21 protein-coding genes are annotated in these 20,641 nt (G+C 33.5%); 9 read left to right on the top strand and 12 right to left on the bottom strand.

Annotation, left to right across the window (positions count from 1 at the left end):
* Window positions 1-638: 638 nt before the first annotated feature.
* The 6 genes from KDN24_RS02120 to KDN24_RS02095 all read right to left on the bottom strand — a co-directional run bounded on the left by KDN24_RS02120 (window position 639) and on the right by KDN24_RS02095 (window position 7,942).
* Entirely contained in the window at window positions 639-2,231 is a 1,593-nt protein-coding gene (locus KDN24_RS02120) for an ATP-binding cassette domain-containing protein (RefSeq protein WP_409975050.1), read from the bottom strand.
* Window positions 2,215-3,162, bottom strand: a complete 948-nt coding sequence (locus KDN24_RS02115; RefSeq protein ID WP_409975049.1) for a S41 family peptidase — start codon at window positions 3,160-3,162, stop codon at window positions 2,215-2,217. Before KDN24_RS02115 ends, KDN24_RS02120 begins: the two co-directional genes overlap by 17 nt.
* Complete coding sequence (locus tag KDN24_RS02110; protein ID WP_409975048.1) at window positions 3,155-4,369, bottom strand: radical SAM protein; 1,215 nt, start codon at window positions 4,367-4,369, stop codon at window positions 3,155-3,157. The genes KDN24_RS02115 and KDN24_RS02110 overlap by 8 nt, the downstream gene beginning before the upstream one ends.
* A 1,010-nt stretch (window positions 4,370-5,379) precedes the next feature.
* A complete protein-coding gene (locus KDN24_RS02105) occupies window positions 5,380-5,631 on the bottom strand; it encodes a hypothetical protein (protein WP_409975047.1) in 252 nt (83 codons plus the stop codon).
* A gap of 299 nt (window positions 5,632-5,930) precedes the next feature.
* Window positions 5,931-6,683: an alpha/beta fold hydrolase gene (locus KDN24_RS02100; protein WP_409975046.1), complete on the bottom strand. Its 753-nt coding sequence runs from the start codon at window positions 6,681-6,683 to the stop codon at window positions 5,931-5,933.
* Between the two features lie 29 nt (window positions 6,684-6,712).
* Window positions 6,713-7,942 (bottom strand): MFS transporter, encoded by a 1,230-nt coding sequence (locus tag KDN24_RS02095; protein WP_409975045.1) that lies wholly within the window; start codon window positions 7,940-7,942, stop codon window positions 6,713-6,715.
* 122 nt (window positions 7,943-8,064) lie between these two features.
* Here KDN24_RS02095 and KDN24_RS02090 point away from each other — a divergent pair, with 122 nt between their 5' ends.
* The 3 genes from KDN24_RS02090 (at window position 8,065) to KDN24_RS02080 (ending at window position 11,110) form a co-directional block, all read left to right on the top strand.
* On the top strand, window positions 8,065-8,643 hold the full coding sequence (locus tag KDN24_RS02090; RefSeq protein WP_409975044.1) for a CGNR zinc finger domain-containing protein: 579 nt from the start codon (window positions 8,065-8,067) through the stop codon (window positions 8,641-8,643).
* Window positions 8,644-8,995: 352 nt separating this feature from the next.
* Window positions 8,996-9,811, top strand: a complete 816-nt coding sequence (locus tag KDN24_RS02085; protein ID WP_409975043.1) for a MerR family transcriptional regulator — start codon at window positions 8,996-8,998, stop codon at window positions 9,809-9,811.
* Between the two features lie 120 nt (window positions 9,812-9,931).
* The gene (locus tag KDN24_RS02080; protein WP_491348274.1) at window positions 9,932-11,110 is read left to right on the top strand and encodes an MFS transporter; all 1,179 of its coding nucleotides are present in this window, start codon (window positions 9,932-9,934) and stop codon (window positions 11,108-11,110) included.
* 157 nt (window positions 11,111-11,267) lie between these two features.
* On the opposite strand, the gene KDN24_RS02075 is transcribed toward KDN24_RS02080, so the two are convergent.
* On the bottom strand, window positions 11,268-11,816 hold the full coding sequence (locus KDN24_RS02075; RefSeq protein WP_491348273.1) for a DNA-3-methyladenine glycosylase I: 549 nt from the start codon (window positions 11,814-11,816) through the stop codon (window positions 11,268-11,270).
* A 151-nt stretch (window positions 11,817-11,967) separates the two neighbouring features.
* Here KDN24_RS02075 and KDN24_RS02070 point away from each other — a divergent pair, with 151 nt between their 5' ends.
* The 6 genes from KDN24_RS02070 to KDN24_RS02045 all read left to right on the top strand — a co-directional run bounded on the left by KDN24_RS02070 (window position 11,968) and on the right by KDN24_RS02045 (window position 16,240).
* Window positions 11,968-12,207: a hypothetical protein gene (locus KDN24_RS02070; protein WP_409975042.1), complete on the top strand. Its 240-nt coding sequence runs from the start codon at window positions 11,968-11,970 to the stop codon at window positions 12,205-12,207.
* A 26-nt stretch (window positions 12,208-12,233) separates the two neighbouring features.
* Window positions 12,234-12,983, top strand: coding sequence for a 2-phosphosulfolactate phosphatase (locus KDN24_RS02065; RefSeq protein WP_409975041.1), 750 nt, complete (start codon window positions 12,234-12,236; stop codon window positions 12,981-12,983).
* 152 nt (window positions 12,984-13,135) lie between these two features.
* On the top strand, window positions 13,136-14,518 hold the full coding sequence (locus tag KDN24_RS02060) for an SMI1/KNR4 family protein (protein WP_409975040.1): 1,383 nt from the start codon (window positions 13,136-13,138) through the stop codon (window positions 14,516-14,518).
* Window positions 14,519-14,710: 192 nt separating this feature from the next.
* Window positions 14,711-14,926: a hypothetical protein gene (locus KDN24_RS02055; protein ID WP_409975039.1), complete on the top strand. Its 216-nt coding sequence runs from the start codon at window positions 14,711-14,713 to the stop codon at window positions 14,924-14,926.
* Window positions 14,927-15,015: 89 nt separating this feature from the next.
* Entirely contained in the window at window positions 15,016-15,573 is a 558-nt protein-coding gene (locus KDN24_RS02050) for an MOSC domain-containing protein (protein ID WP_409975038.1), read from the top strand.
* A gap of 160 nt (window positions 15,574-15,733) precedes the next feature.
* Entirely contained in the window at window positions 15,734-16,240 is a 507-nt protein-coding gene (locus KDN24_RS02045; protein ID WP_409975037.1) for a hypothetical protein, read from the top strand.
* 67 nt (window positions 16,241-16,307) lie between these two features.
* Here KDN24_RS02045 and KDN24_RS02040 read toward each other — a convergent pair whose 3' ends face one another.
* From KDN24_RS02040 to KDN24_RS02020, 5 genes are all read right to left on the bottom strand, one after another.
* Window positions 16,308-16,445: a hypothetical protein gene (locus KDN24_RS02040; protein WP_491348272.1), complete on the bottom strand. Its 138-nt coding sequence runs from the start codon at window positions 16,443-16,445 to the stop codon at window positions 16,308-16,310.
* 290 nt (window positions 16,446-16,735) lie between these two features.
* Complete coding sequence (locus tag KDN24_RS02035) at window positions 16,736-17,128, bottom strand: RidA family protein (RefSeq protein ID WP_409975036.1); 393 nt, start codon at window positions 17,126-17,128, stop codon at window positions 16,736-16,738.
* Window positions 17,129-17,433: 305 nt separating this feature from the next.
* Window positions 17,434-18,129 (bottom strand): aspartate/glutamate racemase family protein, encoded by a 696-nt coding sequence (locus tag KDN24_RS02030; protein WP_409975035.1) that lies wholly within the window; start codon window positions 18,127-18,129, stop codon window positions 17,434-17,436.
* A gap of 750 nt (window positions 18,130-18,879) precedes the next feature.
* Window positions 18,880-20,178, bottom strand: a complete 1,299-nt coding sequence (locus tag KDN24_RS02025; protein ID WP_409975034.1) for an FtsW/RodA/SpoVE family cell cycle protein — start codon at window positions 20,176-20,178, stop codon at window positions 18,880-18,882.
* Between the two features lie 30 nt (window positions 20,179-20,208).
* Entirely contained in the window at window positions 20,209-20,640 is a 432-nt protein-coding gene (locus tag KDN24_RS02020; protein WP_409975033.1) for a PadR family transcriptional regulator, read from the bottom strand.
* Between the last annotated feature and the right edge of the window lies 1 nt (window position 20,641).

Raw genomic sequence — 20,641 nt, 5'->3', positions numbered from 1 at the left:
AATAATTTCCTCAAGCATTTTACCTGTTAAAAAGGGAGCAAGCACCGTTACTTTCAAAGGAGCATCTTAATAGAGATTAAAAAAATCCAGATTTTATAATTAAACTGTTTTCTTAATTATTTTATAATCAATTCGAAATAAACAATTAAAATAAAAGTGGATATGCTATACCTAAATGGACGGAATTATTAAGGTCTAGTAGAATATAACTAATGCTAAGAGAAGAACCTACATGATTAAGAGAGCGTTGTGTCTTTACATAGAAGTTCAAGCAACAGATCGTGCAGTTTTACTAGAAAGGAAGTCCTAGCATCCTCCATTAAATTTAAGATTTCTTGTGTACATCGTTAAATAAAAGCATTTTATTTACACACTAATAACTTACATTTTCGTATAGTTTTGTATTCAAAAAAAGAAACGCTCATGGCATTTCCTTCTTTTGGATATTAATTATGATTTTGTTACGCAGTCATAAATTGTTTCACCAAATCTAAATTCATTGGACTAATTTATAAATAGTGTTGTAGTTCTTTCACTTTACGTAAATTACTTTTACAAAAATATTAAACTTTCATTGTTCCGTTTTACTTGTCAATTATGACTATCTATCGACTACAACCAGATAGATGGTTATTATACTAGTTACTTAATGCGTATTGAGTGTTTATATTAATTGTCTTGTTGCAGTAATTTTCATTGTATAGATCATGAGATATAATAAACACTATTTTTTCCTTATAATCATCTAATAATGTTTTGTAAATCAATTCTTGACTCTCTTTATCAATATTACTTGTTACTTCATCTAAAATGATTACATCAAAATCTTCTACTAACAGTCTAGAAAGCATTAATCTTTGTTTTTCTCCTCCGGATAAATTCGTACCATATTCATATATTTTCATATCTAATGTATTATCATTTTTAAAAATAGATTTTAATAAATTAGAGTTTTCTATTTTATTCCAGTCAATATTCAAACCTTCTTTTCCAAATAAAATATTCTCTTTTATTGTAAAAGGCAAAATTGCTGTATCCTGTGAAAGATAGAAAATTTTATCTCTTAGACTGTAATTATTTATATCTCTTATAGGAGTGCCATTTATTAAAATACCTTCAGATTCTCGAAACTTTAACAGTAGTTTCATTAAAGAACTTTTCCCTGCCCCTGAAGCACCTTTTACAAATACAACATCTCCTTTTTTAAATTCATTATTAATATTATAAGAAATATGCCTATCTCCTATATTTGAAACAATAGAATGGAGTGCTATTGAATTAATTTCATCAAGTTTTGTCTCACCATTCAGCTCTTTTTCTGCTAATAATTCATCTGTAATAAATTCTTTAGAAACTTGTATATCCCTGAATTCTAAATTTACATTTGTAAAACCTTGAAGTGCCATAAAAAAGATAGGCAGTATAATACTAACAATAATTAAATCATTAACAGACGTTTGATTTGTATAAATCATATAGGCTAATATAAAGAATAATAAATTTTGCACAAAATTATTGATTAATCTAATTATCAAACTACTACTTTGACCAAATTTATTAACCTTTGCCCTCGTATGATAAATTCTTTCCAATGATGGCTCAATTAATCTATTAATACGCTCGATATCGCTCTCTTGTTTTATCATATCCACATTTTTAAAAACAGAAATGAGCTCCTTATAACCTTGTGCGGTTTCCTTTTGCATTATCATACTTTTCATATGCAATTTCTTGTTAATAGATTTAAATCCTAAATAATTTAGGGGAATCAGGAACAATAACATAAATCCTAATAGTATGTTGATTTCAAATATAAGAAAAAGAGATACCATAATAATAATAATATTACTAATAATCCCAACTAAACTGTTAGAAATAAACATGTAAAAAGAATCTATAGTTTGTCCTATTCTTTCAATTAAATAAGTAGATTCTTTTGAGAGAATCGAATCATATTTCATTTTATGAAGTTCCCCATATAGGTTTTTAGCATAATTAACATTGAACTTCTTAGCAAAATTTTCTCTTATAATCACCATAAATATTTGTATAGCATATGTAAAAAACATAAATATAATAATTACCGTTAAAGATTGATAATTCAATTGGTAATTCTCTTTGAAAACGTTAGATAATAATAATGGAACAGAAACCGTTAATAGAGCTGTAAAAAGAGTCAAAGAGAAAGTAACAATTACGAAACCCATATTATTTTTAATCAAACTCTTCAACTTCTAACTCAACTCCCTTCAAAATATCCCTAATTCTCACATTCTTATAATGAAAGTACGGTGCCACATATGGATTTTCATCTAAATAATTATTAAATATATATTTGTATTGAGGTATTTTAATAAAGTACTTACCTAAAGAAAATACATTCGTTACAACGTCTTTTCCACCTGTTTTTTCACCTATTAAAACACTATTTGGATATGCGGTAAACAAAGATTTAATAATTACTTCGGCAGAACTTATAGTATTATTATTACATAAAATTGACAATTTTTTAAAACCTATTTTTTCAGATTGTTTTGAAGTTACTTTATATTTATTATTATTTCTATCCTTTAAAAATAGAATAATATTTTGTTTTGAAATAAAATACTCTAAAAATTTAATAGCATTGATAAAAGAACCACCTTGATTATCCCTCAAATCTATTACTAGTAACTCTGTTTCATTATTTTGATTAAATATTTTATCTAAAAAACTTATATCACTTAGATCACGTAGCTTAATTAAGAGATTTTTTTTTACAAATTTAAATTCATTTTGAATATACTCGTTATTAAGTATAGGACTCATTAAAGTAATATTTCTTTGTACTCCTTTTTCTGTTTCTAAACCAACTTCATAAAAATCTCTTGGAGAAATAAGTTCTTGTAACACATTATTATTATTATTTATTGATATAATTTTAGAGTTTTCAATAACTTCTTTATAATTGGAATTATTTCTAGTTATATGAAGCCCCGTATTTTTTATCTCATATTCAATGCCTAATAAGTCGAAAATATTCCAAAAATATTTTTTATCAAAGGAGATTTTCAAATATTTATCATTTTGAAAAAATATATTATGAATAGGGTCACTTATTTCAGAATAGCGATAAGTATGTAAATAGTTTTTTTCAAGAAGATTTTGAATATCTTTATGCATACTTGACTAAAATATTTTCTAATTTATTCATAGCTATTCTTTTTTGGAAACCACATAACACTTCATTACTTACATTAATATCTCCAAATAGATTATCTGAAATAGCACTACAACCACCACCACATAAATATTTAATACTACAAGTTTCACAACCTTTAATATTTAGAACTGTTCTCCTTTGAAATTGAGAAGTAATTGATGATTCTTTTAACTTTTGTAGCCAATTTTCTTCTTTAATATTAGCAATTCTATATTTGGAGTTTATTAAAGTTTGACATGGATAAATAGTACCGTCGGAATCAATAGCAATTATTTTAAATGAAGCGCCACAAAGACTACTATTTAATGAACAATCTTCACCATCTAATGGAAAACAACTCAAGTCCGGTATATATGGCATTTCTTCTAATTTATTTGGAATGAAAGGTACTAAAATATGATTCATTTTCAAAATATTTCGTGTGTAATCCTCTACATCTTTCCAATCATTTTCGTTACTTTTTGAAGAAACTGAACGTATCGAGAATTTATGTTTATGTTCTAAAGGAATATCTTCTAAATTTTTCAAAAGAAAGGGAATGTTTAAACCGTCTCTTAGATTATTTTTTTCATTTAGAGTATCTAAACTGATAATAAAGTTATCTACATAGTTTAATAACTCCATTCTTTCATTAAGCAACATGCCATTAGATAAAATATAAGTACGTAAATCTAATGATTTTGCGTGTTTACAAATTTCTACAATATCTCTTCTTAATAAGATTTCTCCTCCTGTAAAATTAATAGTTTTTACTCCCATTTCAGCAAGATTAAATAAAATCTCTTTTACTTCACTTGTAGATAATAAATCTTTTTTATTTAAATTTTCTTTGTTATAGCAATACGAACATTTTAAATTACATCTTTGAGTAACATGAAAATACACAACTTTAATTCCTACCTCTGTATCTCTATTATTAAGAATTTCAACAAATTTATGTTTTTCATATTCAAATTCATCTCTTATTAAAACACCATTTTTAATCATAACTTCAATTTCATCTTTACTTAAAAATGCTAGTTGATTACCAGTAAACTCTTTTATATCTTCACAAAATAGATTATGATATGTAATTTCATTAATAATTAGAGCCTTATTGAATTCAGAATTGTATACTAGATAATCTTGATTCTTATTGATAACTATTAAATCGTTTGATAACTTCATTTTCTTCTCCCCCTCAAATATAAATATTAATTACTACTATCTTGTAGATAGTAGTAATTAATAAAGTATAGCTAATTGGAATTTGACAATATTATTTTGCTCTTATGCTCCGCCACCACTTCCAATTTTTTCGCCACAAGCACAAGCACAAGATTGTAATTCTTGCATAATTTCTAGCGGTAACTCCTTTATGTTTGTCATGAATTTCACCTCTTTTCTGAAGAAAATATAAATTCATTATGCTCCACTACCTTTTCCTGTGACACTTCCACAAGCACAAGCACAAGATTGTAATTCTTGCATAACTTCTAGTGGTAACTCCTTTACGTTTGTCATGAATTTCACCTCTTTTCTTGCGGAAAGTATTTTCTTATTAATCAGATAATTTTTCTGTAAAATACTTCCTTATTAAGTACAAGCCTATCGTAACATTTAGTTTTTACAAAAAAAAGATTATTTGGATAATATTCACAATTTATTCTTTAATACTATTCTCATTTTTCGAATAGTAAAAATACTATCGCTACATATATAATTGAGATAAAATTTAGTTAAAATAAATACTGATTACTATAAAATGAAATCTTGCTACATTATTCATTTCATTTCTCTCACATCAAACATAAAATAAGGTATTCCTCTTTTTTCTACTATTGAGATGAATACCTTAACTAGATCTATATCTTTTTAAAATCTAAATAAATTTCTCAAGCATTTTACTTTTTAGAAAGGGAGCAAGCTGTGCAATCACTTCCATATTTATTTGCCCCTGTAATGCTGCATTCAATAGTTTTTCTAAATCTACATTCGATAGAAAAGGAGCTAATCCCCCTAACCGATCTGCATCAAGTTTTCCATCAATCGATTGATTGACAAGATAAGATAATGTTTCCTGACCAATAAACGGTACAATGGAGGAAATAATGTCCCATTCTAACTTGTCGCTATCTATTTTTTGAACAAGCTTTCTTGACTAATAAAGGGAGCGAGCTGTGTCAAAATAGTTAAGTTTAGGTACTGTTCTTCCAGTCCCTCTGACACTCATCTAATGTACTAGTCTTTACAATCGGTGCAACAGAAACTAGTTTTTCAATATTTGCTTTGCCTTCATTAATTAAATGTGTGGCTTGTGTTGTCTTGTTTTCAGCAATAGCGTTTAATAGCATCTCATTAGAGGCACTTGCTTCATCTTTTGTTTCTTCACCTGCGTTCATCAAATTTAAGATCGATTTCTCAAATAATTGTGCAAGCTTAGGAAACATAGTTGCTCAACTAACAGTTGAATAGTGCAACGAAAGGAGAATTTAATGTTTAAATACGTTCTAGTGAAGAGGTTGCAATAAAAAGGGGGAAATCTCCATATTTTCAATATTTATTGAGGAAAGTCGAAGATCAAGCAGACTTTGAAGAAAGTTGGGGTTGCTTATTTGAATTAGAACAAGTGATGCCCAATGTAGACTTTTCGACAAAGGACATCCTGTTTTTAGGAGTTTATGAATCTAGTACTTGTCCTTCTAAAATTGATAAAACAACTTTAAAAAATAATGCAGTAATTTTTTCTTTATTTTGCTTCCAGCATTGCCATAATCTCATCAATCACCATTTCTGGTTCATCATGATGAATATAATGTCCACTGCGTCCAGCTATTCGCTGCTTACTGGAGGTCGATAGCCGTAAGAATTCAGCTTGCAGCCTTTGCTCAATTTCTAATATCTCTTGAGAAGGCCATTCCCCTTCACCCATGTCTGGCAAACCTCTTGTAATAATCGAAAGAGGAATATCACTTTCTTGGAAATGGTCTACAATTTGCTTATAGCTCTGAATCTTATCGATTTTCTCACTATTTAGCATTGGGTTCTCGTAATATTCCCTATTTCCTGCAACTAGTTTTTCAGGTAAAACCTTTTCATATGCAAACTCTTTATATTCAGGAGCAGCATCAACAAGTACGATCCCAGAAATGAACCGCGGATAAAGACTTGCATATAATCTAGCGATCAAACCACCAAAAGAATGCCCTACCAATATATAAGGAGGTTCTAAATCTAGCACTAGTAATAATTCGGAAAGCTCCTCGACGAGATCTCGACAAGTTCGTGGGACAGGCGCTTTTTGGCTCTTGCCAATATTCGCTCTATCATAGGAAAGGGTTGATGCTTCCTGCGATATCCTATCTTGAATCTCATTCCAAGTCTCGCAGCTATCACCTAATCCAGCAATGAAAATAACACTCAGATCACCCTTCCGTGAATATTTACAATACAGTCTTTGGTTATTTTGTATATTAATAAATTTTTTGCATAGTATAGTCACTGATCATCACCTAGTTAAATTATAAACTATTATTGCACCACTATTGTACTTTCCTCAGATATAGGGTGCTCTTTAATTAATGTTGTTAATACTACTCCAATTGCTAATAATGCTGCGCCCATCCAAAATGCAGAAGAATATTCTCCTGTCAATGATCTGAAGTAACCACCTAGAAATACCCCTAATGCTGCAAATATTTGATGGATGAACCAGCTAAATCCGAGAATACTTCCCATTGCGTTTTTCCCAAATTTATCACCAATTACGCCCGTAACAAGTGGGATAATCGGCATGGAAGAGATTCCATATACGACAGCAAAAACATACAGTTGCCAAATGCCCGGTGACACAGCAAGCCATATAAAAGCTAGAAGTCTAACGATATACAGAATAACGAGTAAATTCTTTTTCCCCATCACACGTGTCAACTGACCTGTAATCCACATCGAAAATGCACTTGCCAAGGCGGCGATCCCCAGTAGCTGACCACCAAGTGATTTTCCTCCCCCTAAGTCAACTGCAAAATTAGGAAGGTGCATAGCTACTAAGTATAAAGTAAATCCACAAGTAGCAAATCCTAAGGTAGCAATCCAGAACTCCCTACTTCTTAATGCTTCTGATAATGAAGCACTTTTAGTAGCCGTAAATAAAGAAGTAGAGTCTCCATCTGGCATTTGATTAACATCTATCGGATTATTCTTTATGACAATTAATACGGATGGAACGACAATAACGAGCATGATTAACCCGAGTACTATAAAAGCCGTTTGAAAACCTGAACTAGCGATTAAAAATCCTGTTAGCGGCAGCAGTATAAGCTGACCAATATTCATTCCCATAGAACTTCTCGAAAGCATGTTGGCTCGTTTTTTAACGTACCAGCGAGAAACTAATACAGAGTTTGCCATCGATCCACAACCAGCGAAACCGATAGCTGTCAGTATTCCATAATAAAGAAAGAATTGCCATAATTGCGTAATTGTTGCTGAAAGAATAAACGCGATCCCCATTAAAGCTGCACTACTTGCAATGACAGATTTCGGCCCAAATCGATCAATCAATTTCCCCATTACTGGCTGAAAGATTCCCCAAGTGATCATATTAAGTGAAACGGCTAAGCTCAAAACCGTTAAATCCCAACCATATGTATCATTTAACGGAGCAAAAAATTGTCCTGCTGTTAAATTTAAGCCAAATGCGCCCATCAGCGTTAAGAAAGTAACTACCACAATTTTTGAACCTAAAAAAGATTGTCGCATAGAACCTACCTCCTTTTAAATTAACCATTAAAAATGGTATTTAGTAGTTAAATCATAACTTGTTATGTTTAACCTGTCAATCGTGTTATAATAGGTTAAAAATAAAAAGGCAGATGATTTAAGTGGCAGATGGAGTAAAGTTTCCACTCATTTCAGGACAAATTTCTCTCGATTTAGTAAATACAAATGTGGTTCGACATGGAACCCGACATGATTTATTAGTAAATCCAGGGCATGTCATCGCATGGTTTCACACGTTAACGAAAGAGAACATTTTAATGAAAGAGCAATTTAGTGAGGTTATAGAGGACTGGGCAGAAGAAGCACTGCCAGCTCTACGTGAAGTACGTTCATTTCTTCGAGAATTTTTTGAAAAAATGGCGGATGGAAAAGAGCTGCCATCTAATTGGAGCACTCATTTAGAATTATTAATTAGACAAGCCCCCTTTTCTTTTCAATTGCTGGATGATCAATTAATTCCGGTTCCAATCGGGAAGCCTGCAGATGCAATCGTTTCATTAATTGCATTCGATACCTTAAAACTATTTACATCGGGTCAATTAAGCCATATCCGTCGATGCGCAAATCCAGATTGTGTCTTGTTATTCATTGATACACGTGGTAGGCGTAAATGGTGTTCAATGAAAATATGCGGGAATCGGGAGAAAGTTACCCGCCATCAGCAACGGAAAAAAGCTTGAGCATTTTTATTGGCTTTGTTAAAGTTTATTGTTGATATTTCCATCTTGTTGATTGGAGTGGAAGGCATGAGACTCCTGCGGGAGTGCGAGTCAAAGGGAGACCCCACAGGAGCGACAGCGACGAGGAGGCTCCCGGATCGCCCGCGGAAAGCGAATGCCTGCAGCGGAAATCAACAGCAATGTTTAACATAGCCTTTTTATTAAAAGACAAATTGATAAACTTGGACATGACTATAACCTTGAGGAAATGAAGCACCTCAAGGTTATTCTATTTTATGAAATGCAACATCTTGACTTTCCCGTATACTGGAGGGTCTATACTCAAGCAAGCAAACGAATTGGAGGGGTTCAGTTGTTCAAAATCAGTGAATTTTCTATGCTAAGTAAGGTTCCTGTAAAAACTTTACGCTATTACGATCTAATTGGAATATTAAAGCCAGTGAATACCGACAAGGATACTGGATATCGTTATTATTCTGCAGAACAGCTTCTTGAAATAAACCGAATCTTTCTATACAAAGAATTAGGTTTTACTTTACAACAAATTTCTCAGCTCCTTCGTGAAGAAATATCTTCAGAGCAGATTCGGGGAATGTTTAGACTTAAAGAAAGTGAGATTCAGCAGTTACTAAATAGAGAGCAAGCAAAACTGACTCGCATTAAAGAACGCATGCAGCTAATTGAAAGAGAAGGCTGTGTAGAAAGAGAACAAGAAATTATTATTAAATCAGTTGAAAGCAAGCAACTCATTTCTTTTGCTTCTCATGGTGCAGTAGAAGACATCCCTTCTCTCTTTCAGATGCTTGATCAATTGCTAGAGAAACATAACCGCACATTGATAACAGGGCCTCAAATCGTTTTATGGAGAGAATCAATTGAAAAAGAGGGAGACTTTGAATTTGAAGTCGGATACTCAATCAAGCGAGATATTTCTTCCCTTCCAAAAGAACTTCATCTGCGTGATTTGCCGGCCGAAGCAGCAATGGCCACGCTTCTCTTTCGTTCTGATTCAACCTTTGCTCAAACAGCCTGCATCGATTTAGCCACATGGATTGAAAAAAATGGCTATCGGATAAAAGCAGATCAACCTGGCAGAGAAGTATATTTACCTTTGTCTGAGGAGCAAGAAGGCAGCGTGATCGAAATTCAAATTCCGATTGAGCCATAAAGTAAGCTAATTTCTTGAAGTGGGCTTCTTACTTCCGATTAATCTGTAATAAAACGAGACTCACTTTTTTGGTTACATTCCTCCAATTCGTTGCCATTACACTTGAGGAGAGATGTTTCATTGAAAAACAAAACGATTGTTTATTTACTTGCCCTTGCCGTTTTTTTAATCGGAACGATTGAATATATTATTACAGGAATCATTCAGATGATAGCAACAGATTTAAGTGTATCTACATCTGTTGCTGGTCTTCTTGTTACTTCATTTGCTCTTTCGGCAGCAATAGGATCCCCTATTGTCATCGCTCTGACTATTAACTTTGATCGCAAAAAAGTATTGCTATTGATGCTTACCCTTTTTATCCTGAGCAATATGATTACCTATTTTAGTAACTCTTATGACATGATCCTTTTTACACGAATCCTACAGGGATTAAGCGGAGGAGTTGCCACCGTTGTAGCAATGGCTGTCGCTACTCGACTAGTTGAGGAAGAAAAAAGAGGAAATGCTATTGGGATTATCTTAATGGGCCTAAGCAGTTCCCTCGTTTTTGGCGTACCGATCGGAACATTTCTTAGTGATATCATCGGATGGAAATTCTTATTTATCTTAATTAGCTTATTAACACTTATTCCACTTATCGTTGTTTATAAAAGCGTTCCTACGATTAAGGAGCAAGAACCTGTCACGATTAGTAGGCAACTTCTCATTTTAAGAGACAAAAGAATTGTAATTGCGGTTATTGTGACACTTTTATACGTAGGAGGCTACTCCACGTTATTCACTTATTTAACACCCTTTTTACAAGCTTCATCAAGCCTTACAATAACGGAAATTAGCGCCATATTGCTGTTGGCGGGTATTTGCAGTTTTATAGGCTCAAGGGTCGGGGGACTTGCAGCGGACAAAAAAGGTCCTAAGTTTACAATTTATACAGGGCTAACCATACAAGTTTTAACCTTACTTTTTCTAACGAGTATTGGTGGGAGTTTAGTTGGCATTATTACCGTCATCATGATTTGGATGTTGGCTACATGGAGTACATCTCCAGCCCAGCAGCTCTATTTAGTCACTCTCGTACCGAAATCTCCTGATATTGCCTTAAGTGTGAACACATCTTTCATCCAATTTGGATTCGCCTTAGGCTCAAGTTTAGGAGGTCTAGTTATAAACCATTCATCTATATTAAATCTTAGTTGGATGGGAGCTGGTATTATCGTTCTTGCTTTACTAATGGCGATGATATTATTTGCTTTTGAGCGAACTGCTAAACATAATCAACTCGCTAATAACCGTTAGTAGCTATCAATTGTCTATAGAGCCTCAACAACATTTGCGCTGACACACATATTGCTCTAAAAATTACCATTCGAGTTAATCAATTGAGTAAGTGACATCCGCAGCACGCCATTAAAAAATTTGGGCTTGTTGCGGATCACTTTTCTTCTTTGTGGCATCAAGATTGATTGGATGCCTGGGACTCACTATGATTAGAAGGATGGCAGAAGCAATCTAACGTGTGGTCATTTACCATCCCTACCGCTTGCATATAAGAATAACAGATTGTACTGCCGACAAATTTAAATCCATCTTTTTTTAACTGCTTGCTCATATTAAGACTGATTTCGTTTGATACCGGTACATCCTGTATAGTTTTCCAATTGTTCACTATTGGTTTATGGTCGACAAAACTCCATATATAAGCAGAAAATGACTGATATTCTTTTTGAATTTTTAAGAATGCCTTTGCATTCGCAACAACACTATGGATTTTCAATTTATTACGCACAATACCTTCATTTTCTAGTAATGACTGTAATTTTTCTTCTGTGTACGTAACAATTTTCTCTGCGTCAAATTGATCAAATGCTTCTTGATAATTTCCTCTTTTTTGTAAAATCGTCCACCAGCTAAGCCCCGCTTGTGCCCCTTCCAAGATTAGCATTTCAAACAGGAGCCTATCATCGTAAACAGGTACTCCCCATTCTTTATCATGATACTCCATATAGAGGGGCTCACTAGTTTTTACCCATGCACATCGATTACTAATAAGTAACACCGTCCTTTATCATTTCTAATCAATATCCTAATTGTATTGTACTAAATAATAGGAGGGCCAACATCACAAATTGAAACCGTTAATAGGCAAATTTTGATTGAAATACATATTAATCGTTTTATCAGCCAATTTAGCTAGTTTATCAGCCATCCTCATTCATTTATCAGCCAAGTTAGGTTATTTATCAGCCGAATTCGGCCTTTTATCAGCCAAAGCCCCCATAAAATGGATAAACAAGTATTTCTATCATAAAACAAGCTACAACTATATTATTCCATTCACAGTGAAGTCAAATCATAGAAGGATTTATCCTTTAAGAGATGGAAATAGTATGTAAAAAATTTATAGAGGCTTGGTGATTTTATGTTAAATCAATCTCCTTATGTTTGTCGAGTAGAATGGGGAAAGCGCGGGGCAAGAGAAGCTGCTGAACGTGGGGACATTATCATAATTGTTGATGTCCTTAGTTTTTCATCAACTGTCATATCAGCTTTAAACTACGGAGCAATCATATATCCTTCCCCTCCCCATTTAAATGGGAAAGATTTTGCAGAAAAAATTGGTGCTGAATATATCTTAGGAAGAGCCGAAGCTGCTAAAATAGGAAAACCGACGTTATCCCCTGTTTCTTTTAATCAAGAACACTATAAAAAGAAGTATGTTCTTACTTCACTTAATGGTGCATTTTGTACTTGGATCGCAGCTAAAGTCCCTGCTCTCCTCATTGGTTCTTTTCTTAATGCTTCATCAATTGCTTCCTATGTAAATCAATTAAGATTAAAAATGAAAGTAAATATTACGGTTGTCCCCTGTGGAGAACAATGGAGTGATGTAAGAGAATATGAAGATATTCTTCGTCCTTCCATTGAAGATTATCTAGGTGCTGGTGCTATCCTTTCTAACTTAGAGGGTGAAAAATCACCTGAAGTAGAAGTATGTATTGGTGCATTTCAAAGTGCGAAACAAAAATTAAATGAATTCATTTGGGACTGTGGAAGTGGACGGGAATTACGTGAACGAGGATTTGAAGATGATGTAAAACATTGCAGCCGCTTAAACGTTTATCAAACAGTTCCAATTTTGCATAAAGACCATTTTATCAATGCCATTTAATCATACTAAAGGTTATTTATCGGTAATTTGATAAGTAAGAGTTTCCCTTATGGGTAGAAAATCGAGATCTCATTCATTGTCTATTAAGTATAAATTAGAAAGATAGCTAGACAAATTAATCAGAGTAACAATAAGTAGAGGTGAAGAAAAATATGGTGGATTGTCAATTTCTTTTAACAAGCTGGGAGGAAATTCTCCAAAAATTACAGAACAATCACGGTAGTGTCTATCCAATTAAAATAGGAAAAAAAGCAACGATACAGGAGATAGAAGCTAAAGAAAAAGAGTTAGGATATTCATTACCACCTTCGTATAAATACATATTACAAAACATCGGAAAATCACTTTCATTTTATTACTCCTTTTCTGAAGATACGATGATTCCAAGAGAATTTAATGAAATATTTTCTGGAGAGATTAATTGGGATATAGATTACCTTCAAAATTTAGAAGCATTAGCAGACGATCTGATGGAAGATGGCGAAGATTATGGAAAGACACTTAGAGGGAAATTAGAGTTTTCTCATGCTGGAAATGGCGATGTGTATGCATTTGATATGTCTGTTGAGAGCGAAGAGAAACCAGTAATTTATTGGGATCATGAAGAAGATACCGTTACATATATTGCAGATTCATTTATTGATTATTTATTAAAGATCACAGAACTAGGGTGTATTGGCAGTGAGAAATGGCAATTTGAATACTTTCTAAGTAACGTAGGCTTAGTAACGTCAAGTCCTGCAGCAATAAAGTGGAAACATTGGTTTACATCATTTTCAGAGACTACATTAAATGATGTGAAAAATAATATGGAACAACTAATAGCTTTTGTTGTTTATCGTAATAGTCTGGATGGCGAAACACTCAGTCTTCTCCAGAAGTTTAATCGAAAAGAGTTGTTTGACTTCTGTTTAGAAGAATTAAGCAAAAAGGAAGCATTTAGTGAACAAAAGATTATATGTGAGATAATCGGAAGAATTTTTGGAAAAGACGCAGAGACTTGGGTTAGAAGTCTATGGAAAAATAAACAAAATGCTATGGATGCTAGATTACGTTCCTTCCTCACATCAATGTGTATGAGTAAGGATGAGGGATTACGTTTAGTATTTGATTATCTTAAGCAAGTATCTACTAAAAAGATAAATGGCTATGAAGCTCTCGTCCATCTCATGGATTTTCATTCAAGAGATGTCATCCCATGGATGGAAAATCATCTTACATTTCCTGTGACAGAAGGCTGGGACGAGCTCTTCGTCAAATCAAACTTTTCATGGGCTGACTTAAAAAGGTGGACCCTGCTAGATGAAAAGCATGAAGTAACAGTCATACATGCTTTAGAAATCTATACAGACGAGAAGAATTCAAGTAAACCTCCTCATATAATAGTAGATTTTCCAACACAAGCGAATTTCCTAGATTTTCTTATAAGCTTACGAGATAAACAAGTATTAAAAAAACGGATTATGCTTGTGGAAAAAATCATCCAAAATATAAATGTATTTTCTAAAGGAGAAAACGATGCAAGAAACGATTGAAGAAATCACACAACATATGAGCAGCAGAGCAGTTGAATAGGCTAAATCTTTCAGTAAGGTTTTTAACTACTCAGAGGAAGATATTAAACATTTAGATGAGATACTAGATTATTATTCAAATGATTTAAAGGATAGTGCCCTTGAAAATAAAACCATGCCAACTGAAAATCAAATTTATTCCTTGTCTTTAATATGGGGAAGCTATTTAGGTCAACTGTTAAAAAAACAGTGAATCCTGCATTATGCTGGGTTGAAGAGGATGTATTTGGTGATGGAGAAATCATTCATCTTAAAGATGGCGAAAATAGAATTTCCCCAATTGATAAAGTTCGTAAAAGGTTAATGAATGGAATCGAAGACAATATTATTTCTTTTTATGAAGTGATTAAACAAGATATTAAGCGCTAAGTTGCTGTGGGATCTCTTTTTATTTAAATAAGTCAGCTTTGATAAAAACGCAAAAATAAGTGCTATGATAAATTCCGAGGTGAGGAAAAATGAATGAAGAAAATGCTATTTTAGGAAAAGTTGTAGCCGTTAGTTCGAGTAGCAAACACTTATTTAGTAAAGAAAATAAACAAAGTATTAACTTAGTTGAAGGGTTTGGGGTTGAAGGTGATGCTCATTTCGGGTCTACTGTTAAACATCGTTCAAGAGTCGCACAAAACCCTAATCAGCCTAATTTAAGACAAGTGCATTTGATTCATAGTGAGTTGTTCGATGAGTTAAAAGACGCATTTACGATTGAACCTGGACAAATGGGCGAAAATATTACAACCTTTGGAATAAACCTTCTAGATTTACCTACTGACACATTAATGTACATTGGTACAACAGCAATCGTCAAAATAACAGGTTTGCGAAATCCTTGTGCGCAAATCGATCATTTTAAACCTGGTCTTTTAAAGGCTGTATTAGACAAGGATGCTAAAGGGAATCTCATCAGAAAAGCAGGAATAATGGGTATCGTCTTACAAAGTGGAGAAGTAAAACCTAGTGATTCAATTCGTATTACATTCCCATCAAAGCCATATAAAAAATTGGAACGAGTTTAATCGAAAGCTAAAGCCTCCTGTTAAAATAGTAATTTACTTACATATTCTAAGGGGCGAGTATTTATGTATGACGATAAAGAGCATTAATCTACGAAAGGATTAATGCTCTTTTTATTGAATATAATGTACGTCAATAATATGAAAAGGATCAGCACTTACTATGAAAAAAGAATGGGATATTTTAAAGGAAGCTCAAGGATGTTTGTTAATAGGTATTTACTCCAATAGATTTACTATACTACAAAAGAATAAAGACCTTCTCCTTCTCTCTACCGAACCTATTATAGAAATAAGAAAACCAAATTCAGCCGAAGAGAAGTATTGGAAATTAGAGTCGGTAGAAGATGACTTAGGAGATGATTTACTTATATTTAAAGAACAAGAAACACCTGACCCACTTGATTACAAATTAATAGATCACCCCTATCAAAAACACATTGTAATGGGCTCAAGTTTTTTAGTTCATAAAGATAAATTAATTAAAAAAGTGAAGGGATACGGGTTTATGGATAATCAAAGTGAATATTTAGTCTCCATTGTTTTAGAGCTTGAGAATGTATTCATTTCTATTACAGCTACACCAGGAAGTCTTATCGATATAAAAATTACAGATGAGGAACCTAATGATGAGCGTTTTCATAACCTGATCGCTTTAACATCTCCTTAATGAAAGGATAGCCATTCAATAGATGTACATTTCTCATTTTAAAACTGCGTTATTGTTTTCAATCTCATTAAACAAAATGGTCTTGTTCATTTTCTATTCGCATTGAATAACCATATATTTGGTTTGTGCTTTTAATCAAAAATCCACTTGAACAAAAATCTACTGTTAGCTGATCATCTAGGAATATTAAAGCAGCCTTCTCCATATATACTGGAATCCAGTTTGTTGATATTTTGATATAATCACTTTGGATAGTCGTCGTAACAGATTAATTTACAAATGGAATGACTGCTTTCCTTACAAAAATAAAAAACCCATATTAATAAAAAATTATTAATACGAATCCTTATAACGTTTTTTTAATAATGGCTTTATTTAATTTAGTTGTCGATCTTCGCTTCAATCAACATTCCCAATTGAAATTACTAAATATAAATCCCCACAAAAGCCAAACAGCTTATGACTTTTGTGGGGATATGGATGAAGTGAGTGATTTTAGATTTTAGCCGCCCATAGTTCCATTTCGATTTTAATTTCTGGGAGTCCTAATTCAGAAATATAGCCTATCGTCATTGCTGGATATTCATGACCGAATAATTCTTCCCATTTCATATCCAAGTAATCCCAATCTATTTTTTCAGTTGCCCAAATATTTACTTTAATAATATTTTCAGCAGTTAATTCTTCAGAAGCTAATACTGATTTAATATTTTGAAACGTATTGCTAATTTGTTCATTCATATTTTCTGGGAATATGCCTTCTTGATCTATTCCAATCTGACCAGATGTAACATAAAGCTCAGCATTCCGCGGAATTTTCGTAATATGTGTGTAGTTTCCGACTGGTTCAGGAATTCCTACAGGATTTTTCCTCGTTATTCTTTCCATTTTCTTTACCTCGCCACTTTAATATTCTGCTGTTATTTTATTCATTTTTAGACACACTTCACCCGTAAAAATGAATATTAGAAAAAAACAGCAGTCGAGTATCCAATTCCACTAGATAAAAATTTTAACGTTCTTTTTTTCATGATGGTTGAATACTCCTTTCTTGTAAATGACAAGATAAATACTTCTAAACAAGCATACACAAAAATAGGGCTTATTTCAATTTTAAAGATGCTACTACTCCAATTGCACTAAAAGATATTCCCATTAACAACAGCGAGTTAGTTATTTAAAAATAGTTCGTTTCAGCTATTTGTTACCGCGATAGTGGCAGCTTTTTTCGCATGGATAATAGCTGTATCAAAAATAGGGATGGAAACATCCTGTTCTTTAATTAATAGTCCAATTTCTGTGCAGCCTAAAATAATTCCTTGTGCGCCTTTTTCAATCAAGCCAGTAATGACTTGTTTATAATATTCCTTAGACTGTACTTGTAAATCGCCTAAACATAATTCCTCAAAAATGATTCGATTTACTTCATTTCGTTCTTGTTCTGATGGCGTGATGACTGCAATTTCTTGTTCGATCAATTTATTTTTATAAAAATCTAGCTCCATCGTATATTTCGTACCTAATAAACCGACTTTCTGGATATGTTGCTTATTAATTTCAGCAGCAGTCGCATCTGCAATATGAAGGATAGGAATGGAAATGAATTTCTCAATAATTGGAACGACCTTATGCATTGTATTCGTACAAATAACGATAAAATCAGCACCTGCTTTTTCTAAACCTATCGCGACATTTGTTAATAGCTGACCTGCCATCTCCCAATTTCCCATCGATTGGTAATGTTCAATCTCACTAAAGTCGACACTAGATAAAATACATTTAGCAGAATGCAGGCCCCCTAACACCGACTTGATTTCTTCGTTAATAATACGATAATATTCGGCGGAAGATTCCCAGCTCATTCCACCAATTAGACCGATTGTTTTCATGCCCATTCTGCCACCTTTTTATTTAATTTGATTCAGCGAAAACCCTTTCGGTACCTGGCACCATTTTATTATTATTATTATTTCAATTCTCCGATAAACCGAATTTCTCCTGCATTTTACCTTCATCAAAGATCTCTTCCTTGTAGCCCATACACTCGATCCCTTTGGATGGATAAGTCCCGTTCATTTGCCATATTTCTCTATAAATGGTTCCATTTTTGATAGTCGTCCATTATTTTTTAAAATAGAGCCGGTATGATCATTGAAAAAATAATACTAATGGCAAGCGTCATAAGCCAATCTGTCTTTTTCGTCATCTTAAAAAGGATATTTAGAACAGAGCTAATGCAAATACATATATAAAAGTGATTAGAAAAGCTTGGCATTCGCCAAGTCTTTCAGCGAATGCCTTAGCTTTTCTTATGCGGTATTATTAGTAGTAATTTATTTGAATCTAATATTACATTAGCACGTTAATAAACTTTAACTTTCCTATTAGCCAAAAAAGGCTAGGAACATCTCATCACCCCTAGATTAATAATTTGAACACCCTTACGTATAAGAATATCTAACTTTATGGAAAACAAAAGGAAAATCATTTCTAATTTTCCGCGAAAAAAGCTAACAAATGAGCCATATCAGCCGGACTAGCTCGTTTGTCAGCCATATTCGATCATTTATCAGCCAAGTTCGTCTGTTTATCAGCCGAATTTGGTCTTTTATCAGCCAACCCGCCCATAAAATGGAAAACTACACAGAAGTATTGCCATACTCCTCCTTAAGTACAATATCTTTCCGGCGATAAATGCTAAGGAAAAGTCCGACGATAAGCGAATTTAAGAGTGTTGGCATTAGTCCATAGCTAATAAACGGCAGTGACATAGCTGTCATTGGCAATAGACCGATTGTCATCGCGATATTGAAAATGAATTGTACAGAAAAAATGACTGCCCCACCAATAATCAGTATGCTTCCGAACGGATCGGTAATTTTCCCTAAATTCATAACCATACGTACTAATAACAATGCTAATAGGAGCACAAGCAAGCCTGCTAAAACCCAGCCATAATGGTAAGTAAAATTAACAAACACAAAATCCGTATGTGGCTCTGGCAAAAAATCAATCTTAGCAGCATTGCCAAACAAGCCTGCATTGTTCATTAACTCTTTCACTTGCTCATACATATTGTCCTTATTTCGTTCTGGATGCATGAAGGATACCACCCTTTCTAGCCAGTAACCACGAGTAGAAAATAGTTGGACAATCCCTAGTAAACTAACAAATACTACTATACCGATCAACGGTCCAGCTGCTTTCCTCAGCCTCCACACAACCATCGAAATAACCATCAAGACGTATATAAGCAATGTCGTAGGGGAGCCTAAAAATTGCAAAAGAAAAAAGGATACAGTAAAAATCAATCCTGCTTGCCACAATTTCACATGCTTATTTTTCAAAAATGCTGCCCAAAAAAGATAAAGGAATGGTAAGACCATTGAGCTTTCAATCGTTAGTTGATTCGTCACTTGGCTGATTTTAAGCCTTGGAACCCCAAGCATATAAGTAGTTGGCATGAAAACAGGTAATAGTAAGACAACAATAGCAAGTCCGAAGAATACCCATTGCAAATTTCTCAGCTTCCGATAATCAAAGAACATAAGGCTAATGACTACACCCATTCCGAGGAAGATGATAATGGCTTTATTGACAATATAATAATTGCCAACAATAATACCGCCATTCATGACGGCTGGAATTGTCAGCATTGGGAGATAGCTAAAGATGAACGTAGCGAACAGAATTGTGAGCATGAACCAATCAACTAGCGGACGGTGAAGCCGGTTAAGCTCCATCCCTAATTTCGTCGGGCTCCCCATTTGGACAGTCGCTTTCTCATCTGCTTCTTCCTCTGTTAATCCACCCTTCATAAGGGCATGCTTCGTCTCCTTTAAATGATAGCCTAGTTCAGCAGCAACATACTTCTTCGCTTCCTTTGATTTAATTTGTTCGAGCACTTCTGTTATGTAAGATTGTCCCTTGCTCAGCATCGTACATTTACCTGTCCATTTTCATGCTGATTAAAGTTTCTGTCCTTCATATTGCCTCCAACCTCCCAGCAATTCCTTGAATGGAAGCGGCTTTTTTCCATATTCACATGACAGAGATTGCAAAAGCTTTTTCCCATTATTATTTAACTTATACAACTTAGCCCCTGAATCGTCCCAACGAGATTGCAAGTATGTTTTTTGCTCTAATTGATGAACGAATGTATACAAAAAGCCCTCATTGCTCTCAAAGCTTTTCAATCCTCGAGCACGCAAAAGCTTAGCTAACTCATAACCAGTCCTCTCATTTACGAGGAGCTGCAAAACTGCAGAAAGGAGCTCCTCATCCTTTTCCATGTCATTTATTTTTTTCAAAATTTGTTTTTCATGTGTTTCTGTAAAGCTAAGGCTGTGAAAGGGATTGTTATTCATTGCTTGCCGTAATCGTTTTAAACGCTCTTCCATC

This window comes from Cytobacillus sp. Bva_UNVM-123 (assembly GCF_046351715.2).
Lineage (GTDB): Bacteria > Bacillota > Bacilli > Bacillales > Cytobacillaceae > Cytobacillus.
Note: the sequence above shows the minus strand (reverse complement) of the source record. Positions and strands in the feature narration are given on the sequence as shown.